The sequence below is a fragment of the Candidatus Saccharibacteria bacterium oral taxon 955 genome (genome assembly GCA_010202265.1).
Classification (GTDB): Bacteria; Patescibacteriota; Saccharimonadia; order Saccharimonadales; family Saccharimonadaceae; genus Saccharimonas.
In genome coordinates, this window is sequence record CP047918.1 from 163421 (window position 1) to 179247 (window position 15827).

17 protein-coding genes are annotated in these 15827 nt (G+C 47.0%); 15 read left to right on the top strand and 2 right to left on the bottom strand.

The genetic code is table 11. The annotated features are described in order from the left end of the window. The first annotated feature begins 69 nt into the window (after positions 1–69). The 12 genes from ftsZ to GWK75_00915 all read left to right on the top strand — a co-directional run bounded on the left by ftsZ (position 70) and on the right by GWK75_00915 (position 10624). Positions 70–1263 (top strand): cell division protein FtsZ, encoded by a 1194-nt coding sequence (gene ftsZ / locus GWK75_00860; protein ID QHU91012.1) that lies wholly within the window; start codon positions 70–72, stop codon positions 1261–1263. Positions 1264–1288: 25 nt separating this feature from the next. Then, positions 1289–1738, top strand: coding sequence for a transcriptional repressor NrdR (gene nrdR / locus GWK75_00865; protein ID QHU91013.1), 450 nt, complete (start codon positions 1289–1291; stop codon positions 1736–1738). A gap of 6 nt (positions 1739–1744) precedes the next feature. Beyond that, a complete protein-coding gene (locus GWK75_00870) occupies positions 1745–2020 on the top strand; it encodes a hypothetical protein (protein ID QHU91014.1) in 276 nt (91 codons plus the stop codon). Continuing rightward, positions 2004–2612 (top strand): vitamin K epoxide reductase, encoded by a 609-nt coding sequence (locus tag GWK75_00875; GenBank protein ID QHU91015.1) that lies wholly within the window; start codon positions 2004–2006, stop codon positions 2610–2612. The genes GWK75_00870 and GWK75_00875 overlap by 17 nt, the downstream gene beginning before the upstream one ends. 274 nt (positions 2613–2886) lie before the next feature. Then, on the top strand, positions 2887–3726 hold the full coding sequence (gene murI, locus GWK75_00880) for a glutamate racemase (GenBank protein ID QHU91016.1): 840 nt from the start codon (positions 2887–2889) through the stop codon (positions 3724–3726). Between the two features lie 83 nt (positions 3727–3809). Beyond that, positions 3810–6686 (top strand): isoleucine--tRNA ligase, encoded by a 2877-nt coding sequence (locus GWK75_00885; protein ID QHU91017.1) that lies wholly within the window; start codon positions 3810–3812, stop codon positions 6684–6686. Between the two features lie 62 nt (positions 6687–6748). Next, positions 6749–7909: a hypothetical protein gene (locus tag GWK75_00890; protein QHU91018.1), complete on the top strand. Its 1161-nt coding sequence runs from the start codon at positions 6749–6751 to the stop codon at positions 7907–7909. Positions 7910–7959: 50 nt separating this feature from the next. Then, positions 7960–8130 carry a PspC domain-containing protein gene (locus GWK75_00895; GenBank protein QHU91019.1) on the top strand — a complete coding sequence of 57 codons (171 nt, stop codon included), beginning with the start codon at positions 7960–7962 and terminating at the stop codon, positions 8128–8130. A 143-nt stretch (positions 8131–8273) separates the two neighbouring features. Further along, positions 8274–8519 carry a hypothetical protein gene (locus tag GWK75_00900; GenBank protein ID QHU91020.1) on the top strand — a complete coding sequence of 82 codons (246 nt, stop codon included), beginning with the start codon at positions 8274–8276 and terminating at the stop codon, positions 8517–8519. A 68-nt stretch (positions 8520–8587) separates the two neighbouring features. Continuing rightward, the gene (gene rplU / locus GWK75_00905) at positions 8588–8893 is read left to right on the top strand and encodes a 50S ribosomal protein L21 (GenBank protein QHU91021.1); all 306 of its coding nucleotides are present in this window, start codon (positions 8588–8590) and stop codon (positions 8891–8893) included. Positions 8894–8982: 89 nt separating this feature from the next. Beyond that, on the top strand, positions 8983–9747 hold the full coding sequence (locus GWK75_00910) for an AAA family ATPase (protein QHU91022.1): 765 nt from the start codon (positions 8983–8985) through the stop codon (positions 9745–9747). Continuing rightward, on the top strand, positions 9737–10624 hold the full coding sequence (locus GWK75_00915; protein QHU91023.1) for a ParB/RepB/Spo0J family partition protein: 888 nt from the start codon (positions 9737–9739) through the stop codon (positions 10622–10624). Before GWK75_00910 ends, GWK75_00915 begins: the two co-directional genes overlap by 11 nt. Positions 10625–10633: 9 nt before the next feature. On the opposite strand, the gene lepB is transcribed toward GWK75_00915, so the two are convergent. Continuing rightward, entirely contained in the window at positions 10634–11242 is a 609-nt protein-coding gene (gene lepB / locus GWK75_00920; GenBank protein QHU91024.1) for a signal peptidase I, read from the bottom strand. 95 nt (positions 11243–11337) lie between these two features. On the opposite strand from lepB, the gene GWK75_00925 reads away from it, so the two are divergent. Genes GWK75_00925 through GWK75_00935 form a run of 3 tightly spaced genes read left to right on the top strand, consistent with a single transcriptional unit; the run spans position 11338 to position 14992 of the window. Further along, entirely contained in the window at positions 11338–13005 is a 1668-nt protein-coding gene (locus GWK75_00925) for a hypothetical protein (GenBank protein QHU91025.1), read from the top strand. 21 nt (positions 13006–13026) lie between these two features. Continuing rightward, positions 13027–13812, top strand: coding sequence for a hypothetical protein (locus tag GWK75_00930; GenBank protein QHU91026.1), 786 nt, complete (start codon positions 13027–13029; stop codon positions 13810–13812). A gap of 28 nt (positions 13813–13840) precedes the next feature. Beyond that, entirely contained in the window at positions 13841–14992 is a 1152-nt protein-coding gene (locus GWK75_00935) for a PDZ domain-containing protein (protein ID QHU91027.1), read from the top strand. On the opposite strand, the gene prmC is transcribed toward GWK75_00935, so the two are convergent. Continuing rightward, positions 14985–15806, bottom strand: coding sequence for a peptide chain release factor N(5)-glutamine methyltransferase (gene prmC, locus GWK75_00940; GenBank protein QHU91028.1), 822 nt, complete (start codon positions 15804–15806; stop codon positions 14985–14987). The genes GWK75_00935 and prmC overlap by 8 nt on opposite strands. Positions 15807–15827: the final 21 nt, after the last annotated feature.

The following is a 15827-nucleotide window of genomic DNA, read 5'->3' on the forward strand; positions in this document are numbered from 1 at the left end:
TCGTGAACAACAATGGTATACTGGGATAAGATAGTTATTCGTCATGAGTAAAGGGGAGTAGAGGAAACGATGCCAGAAGTAAAACCGAGTGAAATTCAGACATTCGCTAGCATCAAGGTTGTTGGTGTCGGCGGTGCGGGTGGCTCTGCTGTTAACCGTATGAAAGACGCTGGTCTTGTCGGCGTTCAGTTTATTGCAATGAATACCGATGCCCAGGCGCTCCACAACTCCAAGGCAGACATCAAAATCCATCTAGGACACAATACAACAAACGGTCTCGGTGCCGGTGCCGACCCTAGTGTTGGCGAGGCTGCTGCGCGTGAATCGATTGATGAGATTCGTGACGCAATTGAAGGTGCTGATATGGTGTTTGTGACGATCGGTGCTGGTGGTGGCACGGGCTCTGGGGCTGGTCACGTAGTTGCTGAAGTAGCTCGCGATCTAGGCATCCTTTGCGTTGGAGTCGCAACCAAGCCATTTAGTTTCGAAGGAGAGAAGCGTCGAACTAATGCTGAGTGGGCGATTGCACAGCTTGGTAAGCAAGTCGATACACTTATCACAATCCCGAATGACCGCCTGCTTCAGACGATCGATCGACGTACGCCCCTTCTAGAGACTTTCAAGATTGCTGATGACGTCCTCCGTCAGGGCGTTCAGGGAATCTCTGAGCTTATTACTGAACATGGCTTGATTAACCTCGACTTTGCGGACGTCAAGGCAATTATGAGCAATGCTGGTAGTGCTCTAATGGGTATTGGGCGAGCTAGCGGAGATGGTCGCGCAGCACAAGCTGCCCAGCAGGCGATTGAGAGTCCGTTGATCGAGGTTTCGATTGATGGAGCAAAGGGTGTCCTTTTCAATGTAACTGGTGGCTACGACATGAGTATGTCTGAGATTCAAGAGGCGGCAGAGATTATCACGAGTGCAGTTTCTCCAGATGCAAACATTATCTTTGGTGCTACGCTCAAGCCTGAACTTGAGGATGAGCTGATTATCACAGTAATTGCTACGGGGTTTGATAGCGCCTACTTCCATCAGCAGGCGGCAGAGTTTGACAAGACGTCTGATGAGGAGAAGCATATAGACACAATCGATAACGCCGTTCAGTCGATTGATATGGATCTTAGTCACACTGAAGCGGCGGAGCATTTTGCTAGCGAGACGACCAATGATATCTGGAATCAGCCTACCGAAGATGAGGATGATGATACGCCAGCATTCCTGCGTCGTCGCAAAAAGCATAATTCAACAGATGAGCTTTAAGATTTAAGGAGAGTTTGTTAATCTAATGGCGCATAACTACAAAATAGGTGATAGTCGCGTCTTGGAGTCTCGTGAGTCGGCCGATGGCATTACGATTCGTCGGCGACGTGAGACGATGGATGGAAAATACCGATTTACTACCTATGAACGTATCGAACACCCTAACCTTGCCGTAATAAAACAAGGTGGATCTAGAGAATTGTTTGACCGAGAGAAGTTGGCTGGTGCAATTCGTCGTTCGGTTGGCAAGTTTTTTAAGTCTGAGATTGAAATCGAAGAGATTATAAATCACGTAGAAGAGCGTTTATACGGCCTAGGTGAAAATGAAATACCATCGGCTCAAATTGGAGAGTTCGTTCTCGATGAGCTCGCGGCGAAGAATGAAGTTGCTTATGTGCGGTTTGCCAGCGTGTTTCATAAGTTCAAAACACTTGACGATTTCGTGAAAATCCTTGAACAGCGCAGGAGGGGGTAGTTTCATATGAGGGTAGTAGTGGTAACCAAGGCTCAGACTGACTACGCACGTACGGTGGAAACTTTTTTAGAGGATTTTTCTCGGCAGACGGGTCGCGTGCTTGAAGTGCTTGACCCAGAAACGCCAGAGGGAGAGTCATTTTGTCGTGCGCATGATATTTTGCAATATCCATCTGTTGTCGCTCTTGGTAATGTCGGCGGCATGGAAGTCGTGCAGCATATATGGTCTGGTGCGCTACTGCCTACGATAAATGAGGTGAATTACTATGCCTCGCAAAACTGAGATTACTGACAAGCAGCGAAGAACTATATATAGTATATTGCTGGCTGGAAGCCTTTTGGGGACACTTGCGTCACTTGTACTGTCGCACGAGGCCATAGTTTTGGCGCGTGAGGCAAACGCTGTACTTAGCTGTGATCTTAATTCGGTAGTAAGTTGTGGCGCGGTAGCGAGGCATGCATCGGCATATATTTTCGGGATTCCAAACAGTTTCATCGGTATGCTAGCTATGCCAGTATTTGTGACGATTGCAGTGGCCGGGATTAGTGGGACTATTTTCCCACGATGGTTCCTGAAGGCGGCGCAACTGGGGGCGATATTTAGTTTGCTGTGTTTGGGCTGGATGTTCTACATGAGTTACGTTGTTATTGGGGCGCTTTGCCCGTGGTGTTTGGTGATGGATGTCGCCTTTTTGCTGATTGTATATGCTTTGATTCGCTATAACGCACTAACCGATAATCTATGCCTTAAGGGTCGTGTTGAGGTGTTTATAAAAAATATAGTTCAGAAAAATTACGATGCGTTTATATTTTTATCAATTGCCGTACTCGCTATATCGGCGATTATCCTGAAATACGGAAGTCAGCTTTTTTAGAGATTTAGTTTTTTCCGGGTATCGTAAGTCGTACATAGACGTATGATATTTTGTTTCCGAAAAAAAGTGGAGTATAATAATTGTCAAGACGTCTGAGTGGCTATCAACCACGAGTCGTGGGAAGAAATCGTATCACGAGACTAGAACCCGCCGTTAGCTTGCGTAAAGAGCGAATTAAGCGCCAAAAAAGTATGATTGCTTCTTTTGGAATCGAGATGGTACCGCCCTTTTTGAGGGTTCTCGATAACAAAAGGAGATTTTTATTAGGAAAAATATGGCGAACGATAGAGATTGTACTGACAGCTTACGATTAGCCGCGCGGGGTGTTGGCGGCAGTCCTGATCTTACTATTGGAGTCCTAGACTCGGGTATTGGTGGGCTGAATGTTCTCAGAGAGCTAGTAAGGATACTACCCAACGAGAGATATGTGTATTATGCTGATGAAAAAAATGCTCCCTATGGTGAAAAACCCGAAGGGATAGTGAAATCACTTGTCGATGATGCAGTTGAATTTATGGTTGATCTTGGGGTGAAGGCCGTTGTGATTGCCTGCAACACAGCGACTAGCGTGGCTATAGACGAACTACGTGCAAAGTATAGCGTACCGATTATAGGTATGGAGCCAGCCATAAAGCCAGCTCTGATGACTGATAAAAGAGTGTTGCTGATGGCCACACCCGTAACCATAAGAAGTGGTAGGCTTAAAAAGCTACTTAATAAGTCGGGTGAAGCGGATAGGGTTGATCTACTAGAAGCACCAAGACTAGTAGAATTTGCAGAAGCTAGCATGTTTGATTCGACTGAAGTTAAGCAGTATATAAGAGAGTTGTTGCAAGGGTATGATCTGAGTGCTTACTCGTCGCTAGTTTTGGGTTGTTCGCACTTTTCGTTTTTTAAATCTGTTTTTCGCAGTATTTTTCCAGAGAATATACAGATTTTTGATGGTAGCTGTGGTACGGCAGATAATCTAAAGGCAGTGTTATTGAGAAATAGTTTATGTGGTAATTCTGGTTTGAGCGTTGAGTACTGTTATTCTGGTGAGATTTTGTGTGATAAAGCTGAAATTAAACGGTTAGATAGGCTCTGTGGAATATCAACAGAGGAGGGTGAATAGAACACTAAAACTGAAGTTAAGAGGGGCGCATCAGAATCTGCACCATCAACCAAATTTTATGAAGTGAAAAAGGAGATGCATCGATGAAATTCCAAGCTAATAGCCGACGACGAGCACTTGAGTATGAAAAGGACTGGGCAAAGAGGTGGTCAAAAGACAAAACTTTTGAAAAGTCCGTGAAACAACGTCCAGCCGACAGGCAATGGGTGTTTTATGATGGGCCACCGTTTTTGACAGGTACGCCGCATCACGGACATCTACTCGTCAGCACGGTAAAAGATGCGATGGGGCGATTCCATACGATGCGCGGTCAGCGTGTCGAGCGTCGCTGGGGTTGGGACTGCCATGGTTTGCCTGCGGAGGTGTTTGTTGAAAAGCAACTAGGAATTGCCAATAAGAAAGAAATTGGCACAAAGATTAGTATAGAAGATTATGTTCGCGAATGTCGCACGGCGATGGTCAAAACTGGCACTGAGTGGGAGGACACGATCGATCGTCTTGGTCGTTGGGTAGAGTTCAAGGGCGCATATAAGACTATGGACAAAGAGTTCATGGAAAGTGTTTGGTGGGCGTTTAAGACGCTTTATGAAAAAGGAAAAATCTACGAAGGGGAGAAGATTCTAGTTTATTGCACAAAAGACGCAACACCGATTAGTAAATCTGAAGTAGCGATGGAGAATAGCTACCAAATGGATACTGATCCGAGTGTTTTTGTCTACTTCAAGCTAGAGGATTGTGATGAGTACATGCTTGCCTGGACAACTACACCATGGACGCTTCCAGCAAACACGTCGGTGGCAATTAATCCTGAGGCAGAGTACTCCCTGATTGAGTATGGCGACAAGAAGTTTTATGTAGCAAGCAAGGCGCTGAGCCGTGTTATGCAGGATGCCAAGCACCAACCGCTTGACTACACGGTGATCAAAAGAATCAAAGGTGGCGAGCTTATTGGCCGGCGTTATGAACCCCTATTCATCAATCGTGGCCCAGAGGCGCACCGTGTGCTAAGAGCTGAGTTTGTCACAACCGATGACGGTACAGGAATCGTTCACCAAGCCCCAGCCTATGGTGAGGATGACTATGAACTATGCAAAGCTAACGGAGTGCCAGTAGAGTCAATCGTTGACGGTAACGGGAATTATACGGAGGGCCCATGGCTAGGGAGAAATATCTGGGAGGTTAATAAGGAAATCGCCAAGTCGCTCGTCGAGGAGGGTCGTGCTCTTAAGATCGAATATATTCGCCACGAGTATCCGCACTGTCATCGTTGTGGTACCAAGCTCATGTATAGGGCACACCCAAGCTGGTTCATGGATATCCAGAGCCAGAAAGACGAGATGCTAAAGGCTAACGAAGAAACGCGCTGGACACCGGATAATTTACGGACTGGACGATTCAAAAATATTATTGAACAGGCACCAGACTGGAATCTGTCCCGCGATCGCTATTGGGCGACACCAATTCCAGTATGGAAGGGCGTGAGAAATGATGGCACCGAATTGGTGAAGGTAATTGGTAGTTATAAAGAGTTTGCGGAGCTAACTGGCAGAGAGCTAGATGACTATCACTTACCAGAGGTGATAAATGTAACATTTGAGCTAGATGGTGTGACAATGCGTCATATTGGTAAGGTGCTTGACTGTTGGTTTGAGAGTGGATCTATGCCGTTTGCGCAGTTCCACTATCCTTTTGAAAATAAGGAGAAATTTGAGAAGAGTTTTCCGGCCGACTTTATTATTGAGGCGATTGATCAAACGCGCGGTTGGTTCTATAGTCTGATGGCGGTAAATGTTGGTTTGTTTGGTAGGGCACCATGGAAGAACCTTATCTGTACAGGTTTCATCAACGCGGCTGATGGCAAAAAAATGAGTAAAAAGCTGAAAAACTACACTGACCCGATGGAGTTGATGGATCAGTATTCGGCAGATAGTTTTCGCATGCTTATGCTGTCTAGCCCGCTGACAAATGGTGAGAATTTTGCGCTTGTTGATAAAGATGTCGGTAATATAGCCCGTAAGCTCAGTATGATTTGGAATATGTATGATTTCTTTACGATGTACGCAGAGGTAGACGGCTGGGAGTTTGACTCAAAACGTCCGTTTACTCTTTACCCAGATGATCTGAGCAACCCACTTGATAAATGGATTGTCAGTCGCGTGCATGAGCTGGCTGGAGAGATCGATCGACACATGGAGGCGTATGACCTGCAGGGAGCGACGCGTCCGATTGTGCCGTTTCTAGATGACGCTTCAAACTGGTATGTTCGTCGTAGTCGTCGTCGATTTTGGAAGTCTGAGGACGACAATGATAAAAGTGACGCCTACCGCACGCTTCACTATGTCTTGCTGAAGCTATCGGTTATATTAGCGCCTTTTGTCCCATTTTTGGCAGAGGAGCTATATCAGAAGTTGGGCGGCGGAGAAGAGTCAGTGCACTTGTTGAGTTGGCCGACTAACTACGCGGTTGACGAGAGTGAAATTGAGCGGATGCGAATTGCTCGTGAGATTATTAACGAAGGCTTGAGCCAGCGTGCTAGTGTTGGTATCAAGGTCCGCCAGCCAATTCCGTCATTGACTTATACATACAAAAAGCTTGATAGCTACTATGAGCAAATTATCGCTGAAGAGGTTAATGTCAAGCAGGTTGCACATAGGTGTTCTGATGATTGCGAGGTCCAGCTAGATGTGACTTTGACTCCAGAGTTAAAGCGAGAAGGTCTAGCTCGTGAGGTGGTTCGTTTTGTCCAAAATGCTCGTAAGTCTGCCGGACTGAATGTTGATGATCGTATTGAACTGTCGCTCACGACTGACGACGATGAGTTGACTCAGGCAATTGATGAGCATGCGGGGGCTATAAGGCAGGAGACGCTCGCAATAATTCTCGATAGCATAAAAGATGGGTATGAGGTGGTCGCTCTAGTGGAGGGTAAGTCGCTTAACATCACCCTAAAAAAAGCATAACTTGCAAAAGTACCTTCCACTGTTTAGCATAAGAGTAGGTTGCAGACTAACTAGGAGGGTATATGAAACGAATATTAGCGCTAATAGCAGTCGTTGGGTTGCTTAGTTTCGGTATACTTGCCTCGACAGCCTCAGCGGCGTCAACTAGTGTGGTCAATCGAGACATTTTCCGTGGTTCGGCGATGGTGGCAAAGGACCAGACGAACGATGGTTCTTACTATGCGTTTGCGCAGACCGTGACAATTGACGGAACCGTCAATGGTGATGTCTACTGTGTGGCTCAAGACGTTTTCATCAACGGAACCGTCAATGGTGATGTTATCTGTGCTGGACAGCGCGTAACGGTTAGCGGTACAGTTAGGGGTGATGTACGTATCGCAGGACAGGATCTTGATATAAATGGCACAGTAGGCGGATCAGTTTCATCGCTCAGCCAGCGAACAGCAGTTGCTAACGAGGCGGTCGTAAAGGGTGGTGTGAATGGTGTGAGCCAGCGTCTTATCGTGCGCGGTACAATCGAAAAAGACGTTACGGTTGGTGCTAGAGATTTAATGATTGCTGGGCAGGTCAAAGGCGATGTACAGGCTAGTGTTGGTAGACTAGAGCTGACCGGTTCTTCCTCGGTGCGTGGTAGTCTTTCGTATAGCAGTGTCTCTGAGCTAGACATAGATAAGAGTCGGGTCGTTGGATCGGTAGCCTATACGGCAGGTGGCAACGCAGACCGTGGTATGTTGTTTGGCTTTATTGCGGTGTCGTTTGTTGGCTTAATACTGTTTGCGAGTGTCGTTTCATCTGTCGTGCTCATAGCGATTGCCCCTCGATACTATGAGCGGTCATTTAGGATAATTAATAAAAAAATTGGCTATGTTGTACTGATTGGCTGTGTATCATTTCTCGGTATCCCGTTTGTGGCATTGACACTTATGCTAACTGGGGTTCTTTTGCCTCTGGGTCTGCTGGTAGTTCTGATGGGCGTAATGCTTCATCTTCTCTCGTTCTCGTTTGTGGCTTACTATGTCGGGCGATGGGTATTTGCCGGTGCTGTAAGGCACAGTATTCTAGTGATGCTTGCTGGTGCAATATTAGTTGCGGTCATGATGGCTATTCCATTTGTCTGTGTGTTAACATTTGTTGCGGTACACGTACTTGGTGTCGGCGGTCTTGCTATTACGGTGGTAAACGGCTATAAAAAGCCAACGTACGTCATAGCTGGCAAGAAATAGGGTAAGCGCTAATTTTTATCCAAGCTACATAGATGTTACAATAAAGGGCTATGAAGAAGTTGTATCGTAGTCGAAAAGATAGAAAAATTGCTGGTGTTTGTGGTGGAATTGGTGAATACCTCGGAATTGATCCGACAATACTGCGTGTTATATTCCTTGTTTGCTGGGCGGCGGTGTTATACTTTCTGCTGTGTCTAGTGATACCAGAAGAGGGTAAATAGAGTTGCAATTTGGTGGGGTATGGCCAAGCTATAGCGTGTCACGTTAAGTGGGTAACACGGACGCGCTGGTTTTTAGGTGCTTGACTTTTTATTCAGGTTGTGCTTAAATATAAGTATAAACCCTATAACATAAATACAAACAAATGCTAAAACTTAATCGTTCACATAATTTCAGTATTTCTTTTCTCGCACATTCAGGTCGTAAGCTTGCATTTAGCCCTGTTCGCTCAGAGCATGACGAGCTAATTCAAGCTATCGAGGCGTCTCGAGGAGAGGCGTGCTGGCAGTTGACCAGTACGCCTGACGTTAGGCAGCTTGATGAGTTCTGGACGGGTGTTACTGAGGACCTAAGAAAAGATCCGAGCTGGTTTTCGTTTGCTGATGATTAGGCACTTGAAAAGACTCACCCTCTCTGTTATAATGGCTCACTGAACTAGTAAATCTATAAGGAAATTCAATGAAAGCAGTCGTGAAAATCGGTGGCAAGCAGTATCTGGTCGCCGAAAAAGAGACCCTCATGGTGGACCTCCTCCCTGAAGGCACAAAAGAGCTCGATCTCGACGCACTACTTGTGATTGATGGTGATAAGACGATAGTCGGTGCGCCACTGGTCAAGGGTGTCAAGGTGAAGGCCAAGGTGGTAGATGAAAAGGTTGCCGGCAAGAAAGTTCGGGTGATCCGCTATAAGTCAAAGAAGCGAGTCAATACACAGACAGGCCACCGCCAGAAATACAGTCGCATCCAGATCGCTTCGATCAAGTAAACCAATAAATCCTCCGCAAGAAGCGGAGGATTTATTATAGCGGTTGTGGTATAGTAGGGTCAGGACAAGAGAGGGAATAAACATAGAAAATGACCCATATCATTGCTGTCACAAACCAAAAAGGTGGCGTTGGTAAGACGACGTCATCTATCAACATAGCTTATTATCTGTCAAAGTTTGGAAATCGCACGCTACTAATCGACTTTGATCCGCAAGGTAATGCTACAAGTGGGCTTGGTATAGATAAGCAGGGCCTTGATTTTACGATGGCGGAAGTTATTTTAGGCAAGAAGAAGTTAGCCGAGGTAATTGTTGATACCGAATTTAAGAACCTACGAATCGCGCCAGCTACACCAACACTGGCCAACACTGAGGTGGAGTTGGCGCAGGCTGAACATCGGTTTAGTCGCCTAAAGTATGCGGTTCAGGCGCTACAAACAGAGTATGACTATATTATTATTGACTGTCCGCCGAGCCTTAGTCTCTTGACGGTTAACGCGCTAATCGTAGCTAGATACGTGCTCCTGCCAGTTCAGGCAGAGTTTTATGCTCTTGAAGGGCTTGGGCAGCTGCTTGAAACGATGAAATTAGTGCGCCAGAAGCTCAATCCAACACTCGATCTCGTCGGCGTGCTTGCAACGATGGTTGATAATCGTACGTCTCTGTCTGGTCAGGTACTGGCTGAGATCCAGAAGCATTTTCCTGGTAAGGTATTTCAAAATACAATCCCTCGTAACGTTAGGTTGGCAGAGGCGCCTAGCCATGGACTGCCGATTGGGGTGTATGATCGGTTTAGTAAGGGGGCGAGAGCCTACAAAGCAGTCGCAAAGGAGGTAACTGAACGTGTCAGCTAAACGGGGTGGCCTGGGCCGCGGACTTGAGTCTTTGATTCCAACAGAGGTGCTTGATGAGTCGTTTGACCCGACCGCCGAGCAAGATGAGCAGATTAGTGACCTCCGGCACATCAAGTTGTCTGAGATTGTTGCTGACCCCAATCAGCCACGAAGGACGTTTGATGAAGCGTCGCTCGAGGAGCTAAGTGCATCTATCAAAGAACATGGTATTTTACAGCCAATTGTTGTGGTTCCTCACGAAGGTAAGTATATGATTGTAGCGGGAGAGAGGCGTTTTCGAGCGGCGATGCGCGCCGGTATGGAAAAGATTCCAGCCTTGGTTCGAACACTATCTAATCAACATCGACTGGAGCTTTCGCTGATCGAGAATCTCCAGCGACGTGATCTAAATCCGCTTGAAACAGCTACAGCTTATCTGAAATTACGCGACCAATTTAATCTCACGCTAGATCAGATTGGGCAGCGAGTTGGCGGAAAGTCTGTTGCGGCGATTAGCAACACGTTACGGCTACTGAGGCTTCCAGCGTCGGTTCGTGCTGCACTAGCTGACGGTCGGTTGCGTGAGGGGCAGGTGCGTCCTTTAATCAACTTGGACTCTGATTTAATTGAAGCGGTGTTGCCTAGGATTATTGCTGAGGAGTGGAGCGCTCGTGCCGTTGAGCAATATGTGTCTAGTGTTAAAAAGATGCAGTCTGCTAAGAAGCTAGGTGAAAAGCCACCGGTGGAGCATCCGTATGCAAATAATATTGCTCGGATTGAAAAGCGATTCTCGGTACCAGTTAGGATTACGACCACAGCAAGAGGTTCTGGCCAGGTTGTCTTGTCGTTCAAAAACGACGATGAGTTTCAGCGCATCGCTAAGCTATTAGAGAAGTAGTGCTAGGTTTTAGAACCAGCGGATTGAGGTGAAAGGATAGATGCGCATCACCACTGGGCCGATGATATCAAACGTCGGTATCATGCCGAGACCCGATCTTGAGTCGAAGGAATGTTGTCCAATGCGGTTGTCGCCACTAACGAACACTGTTTGGTCCGGTACAGTAGTATCGACATCTCCGCTAACTGGAGATTGAGGGCCGACGCCGTCTTTGCGCCATTCTTCGTCAGGTTGGTAGCCATCTGGATGGTCGTTGTTATATACGGTCAACACACCGTCTTTTACTGTAACTCGCTCTCCAGGAAGTGCAATAACGCGCTTAACGATATATTCGTCTGCCATACCAGGTACGTATCGAGGGTTCTTGAAGACGATAATTTCACCACGTTTTGGCATATAGGTTTTGTTGGCAAGTTGGGCTTGGGTGATCGGTATTCGGTTGACAATTAAGCGATCTTTGTCCGCGAGGGTATGGTCCATACTGTGACCAGACACTGCAAAACTACGAAAAATATACGTGTTGATTATGATCGTTCCGATAAAAACTAGAGAGATAAATATCAACAGACTAATTGCGTCTTTGGCGCGTGGGTGGCGAGTTAGAAAGCTTGCTTCCATCTTTTATACTATACACTAATCGTGGTTAAAAAATATTTAAAACATAGGCATTACCCGTTTATTTTTCATCTTAAATCAGCTATAGTGGGTAAATAATGACAAAAAAACATGCGATAGACGGATTTGTTCCGCGTCGTTCGCCTGGGGTGGTTGGCGAGGCGCATAATCGAGGTGAGTTTAAGCTTCCGCACCCAGATACTTCAGTAGGACTTCAGCGACGTATCCCAGTACATCACTCGGCTATGCCGGTACATGTTCCGAGGCCGAGTAGTGAAGGAAATGGCCTGGCTCCAACTAGGTCAGATAAGCATGGTCTAACGCGTGCTGATATTGATGATTCTTTAAAGCAGATAGACAATGACGATCAGCAATCCTCTAAAAAGTCACGTCGCAGTAAGCGAGGCGGAGAGAAGTCGCGTCGTCGACGAATTATCAAGCGTATTGTTTTGTTTTTGATTCTGGTCGTCTTACTTATTGGTGGGTGGATTGGCGTCAAGGCGCTGATGGCCAGCAAGTCGGTATTTAAGGGTGATATTTTTGGGCTAATCCAGCAAAAAGAGTTGAAAAAAGATGCGAACGGACGTAGCAATATCTTAATTTTTGGTACATCGGAAGATGACGAGGGGGGTAACCACCCCGGCGCGGCTCTGACAGACTCTATCATGGTGCTCAGCATTAGTCAGTCGAAGAAGGACGCTTTTATGGTCAGTTTACCGCGTGATTTGTGGGTTTCTTATAAAGAAGGCTGTAGTGCCGGATATCAGTTTAAGCTAAATGAGCTGTTTAACTGTACTTCAGCAGGCGGTAGCAACAAGGATGCTGGAGCTAAGGCCCTGATGGGTAAGGCAAAAGAGGTGACAGGTCTCGATGTCCAGTATCATATTCACGTTAATTACACAGTTGTTCGTCAGACGGTTGATGCAGTGGGGGGTATAACTGTAAAAGTGGAGTCGTCTGACCCGCGCGGTATTCTCGATCGTAACTTTGACTGGAAGTGTAACTATAAGTGTCACTACGTAAAGTATGCAAATGGTGAGGTGGCGCAGATGGATGGTGAGCATGCGCTTGCCTTTATGCGTGCCCGGAATGCTCAGGGTGGTTACGGTCTAGCTGGTGGTAACTTTGATCGAGAGCGCAATCAGCAGAAGGTAATTGTAGCTCTTCGTGAGAAGGCTTTGAGCGCTGGTACATTAAGTAATCCCGCGAAGGTGACGGGTCTTATAGATGCACTTGGCAATAACATGTCTACCGACTTTGATACGAGCGAAATACGAACACTGTTGTCACTTGCGTCTGATATTAAATCAAGTGCGATTACCTCGATAAGCCTTGATAAAGATGGCGAATCAGTAATGACAACTGCTAACCATAATGGCGTTAGTATTGTACGGCCATCCAAGGGTCTATTCGACTATAGCGACGTCACCTCGTATATTAAGCGAGAGATTAATGCGGATGCTGCGACACGCGAAAAAGCCAAGATTGCTGTGCTAAATGGTAGCGGTGTTGCCGGACAGGCTCAGATTGCAGCCGATAAACTCAGCGACATGGGCTTTATTGTTAGTGTTGTTTCTAATGCCCCAGAGGGTAAGTATGGCCGTCGAGAAGTGTATCAGCGCGACGATAAATCTATGTCTGCTACTCGTGCGAAGCTGGCTAGTATGTATGGTAGCGAGCCAAAGACGGGGCTGAGCAAATTTGGTGTTTCTGCAGATATAGATTTTGTCATTGTTATTGGTGAGGCCGATACAAAAGCACAATAATGGTATAATGGTCTCTAGTCTATGGATTTATTAAGGTCACACAAACGACGCTCTCGCCTCAGTGAGGCGGTCTATATTTTGTTAAATATTGGACTTGCGGTGACGTTATTTGCGATTGTACGAGTTGTACAGACACCGTGGTTGGCGCTAGTTTTGGTTTTACTTAGTAAGTGGCGAGCGCTTGCGGTTCGTCCACGATTCTGGTTTGCTAACCTTGTCGCTAATATGGTTGATATTATCGTCGGGGTTAGTGCTGTTATCTTGCTATATGCGGCTGACGGCCAGATTTGGCTGCAGGTAGCGATGACCGTCCTGCACGTGGTCTGGCTTCTCTTCATCAAGCCTCGTTCCAAGAGGGCCTATATGGCAGCGCAAGCGGGTATAGCGGTCTTTCTCGGTGTCACATCGCTTTCGATGGTGTCATATGCGTGGGATGCTACGTTTTTCGTTCTCGGCATGTGGGTTATTGGGTATGTAGCGGCACGGCATGTTTTGGGAAGCTATAGTGAACCGCATACGACACTCTATAGTCTCGTGACTGGTTTTGTATTTGCGGAATTTGGTTGGATCGGCTTTCACTGGCTCATGGCTTATCAGCCGGGGGTTGGGTTTGGGTCGGTAAAGATGTCTCAGTTGGCTGTGTTTGCGACACTGTTTGCGCTGGTTGCTGAACGTGCGTATGCGAGCTACCATCGCTATGGAAAGGTGCGGACTAGTGAGGTGATATTGCCGATTATACTGACAGTGTCAATTATGATTGCTATGTATGTGCTCGCCGTGATTAAGGGAGTAGATGCACTACTGTAGTGTGAGCTAAAAGAATAGGAGGGATAGGGTGAATAAAAATCATCAGTCTGTTGATAATCGTGTTAAGCAGGTCGTATGGATTGTCGTAATTGTTGGTGTGCTTATTTTGGGCGCAACTGTTACGGCTGGAATGTATTTGTACACGCGCGTGAATAACACATCGATATCTGAGAGGAATAGACCAAAACATGATGGCAATCTCGCTAGCACGAGCGACGAAGCGTTAATTTCTAGAGTAGTTGACGCGGCGTCTCCTAGCGTTGTCTCGATTATGACGAATGTATCAACGCGGACTATGTTTGGTGCAGCTCAACAGCAAGCGGCCGGCACAGGAGTGGTCGTCAGCGCAGATGGGTATATCTTGACCAATAAGCATGTTGTATCTGGGGCGACTGCAGTTACGATAGTAATGAGTGATGGTACGATTTATGAAAAAGTTTCGTTGGTGGGTGTTGATCCGCTTAACGATATTGCATATCTAAAGATTGACGGAGCAAAGGGGCTGAAGCCGGCCTCGCTAGGAGACTCATCAACAGTTCGTGTTGGGCAAGGGGTGATTGCGATTGGTAATGCGCTTGGCCAGTATCAAAATACCGTGTCGAGTGGAATTATATCTGGCAAGGGGCGTCCAGTAAGCGCTGGTAGCGAAAATGGCTCAACCAGTGAGTCGCTTAGTGACCTATTGCAGACAGACGCCGCGATCAACCCCGGCAACTCTGGTGGACCATTACTTAATCGTAGTGGACAGGTGATTGGTATTAATACTGCCGTTGCCGCCAATGCGGAAGGGATTGGGTTTGCGATTCCAATTAATGCGGTCAAAGGCACACTGGTGTCGGTGATTTCTGGCAAGGGTGTGCAGAGATCATATATAGGGCTGCGCTACGTACCGGTTACGCCAGCAATTGCCAAGCGCTTCAACCTTCCAGTCAAGCAGGGGGCGTACGTTGTGAGCGATGGCGCTACTAGTGCCGTCGAGACTGGTGGTCCAGCTGATAAGGCGGGAATTTCTGAAAAGGACATAATTACCAAGATTAACGGCGCTAGTGTCGGTGAGGCGGGCGGAGTGTCAACGTTAATTGGGGCTTATGCGCCAGGAGAAACGGTGACGGTAACTTATTTACGAGGTGGCTCAGAGCGCACGACAAAAGTGACGCTGGCGACATATCGAGCTAATTAGTCTGCTTAAAAGCTATAGCATATCCATCAGTTGCTATGTGTGCTAGATGGACCTTCTGACATAGTTGGAGGATGGTGTCGTGCTGGACGGGGTCGGCTTCGAGGATTAATAACCCACCTGGTGTGAGGCGGCCTCTTAGCTGAGTAATTAGCTGGCTGATTAGAGAGAGTCCGTTTTGCTCTGCAAAAAGAGCTATTGCTGGCTCGACATTTGTCTCGGGTGATCTATCCCACGATCGGTCGACGTAGGGGAGATTAGCTATGATGACATCAAATACGCCAGGTATATCTGACAATAGATCGCTACGACACGTGACTACATCGGCACGTAGGGCTGATGCGTTATGTCTGGCGACACTGAGCGCGTGGCGACTGATGTCGGTCAGGGTGACCGATAGGCGAGGAAGCTCGAGCTTTGCAGTGATACCTAGGCATCCGCTCCCAGTGCCAATGTCAACAAGCCGTGTGGCTTTTTGGGGGACGCATTGCTTAAGGAGAGTAATGATAGCCTCTGATTCTGGTCGAGGTATCAGTACACTTGGGGTAACCTTGAACAACCGCGAATAAAATTCCTTGTGACCAATAATATAGGCGATCGGTGTGCGGTCGAGGCGCAGGTCAAGGCGTGCGTTTGCTATCTCTAGATCGCGAATGTTAATTGTTTCGTCGCCGTGGGCATGAAGCCAGGTGCGACTTTTGCGTAGGGTGTGGGCGAGAATTATCTCAGCGTCCAGGAGGGCGCTAGGTATACCGACGCTAGCTAACTGTTCGGCTGCGTCACGTAGCCATATTCGGATAGGATATGTTTTTGACATATTTGTCACTATATTCTGAAT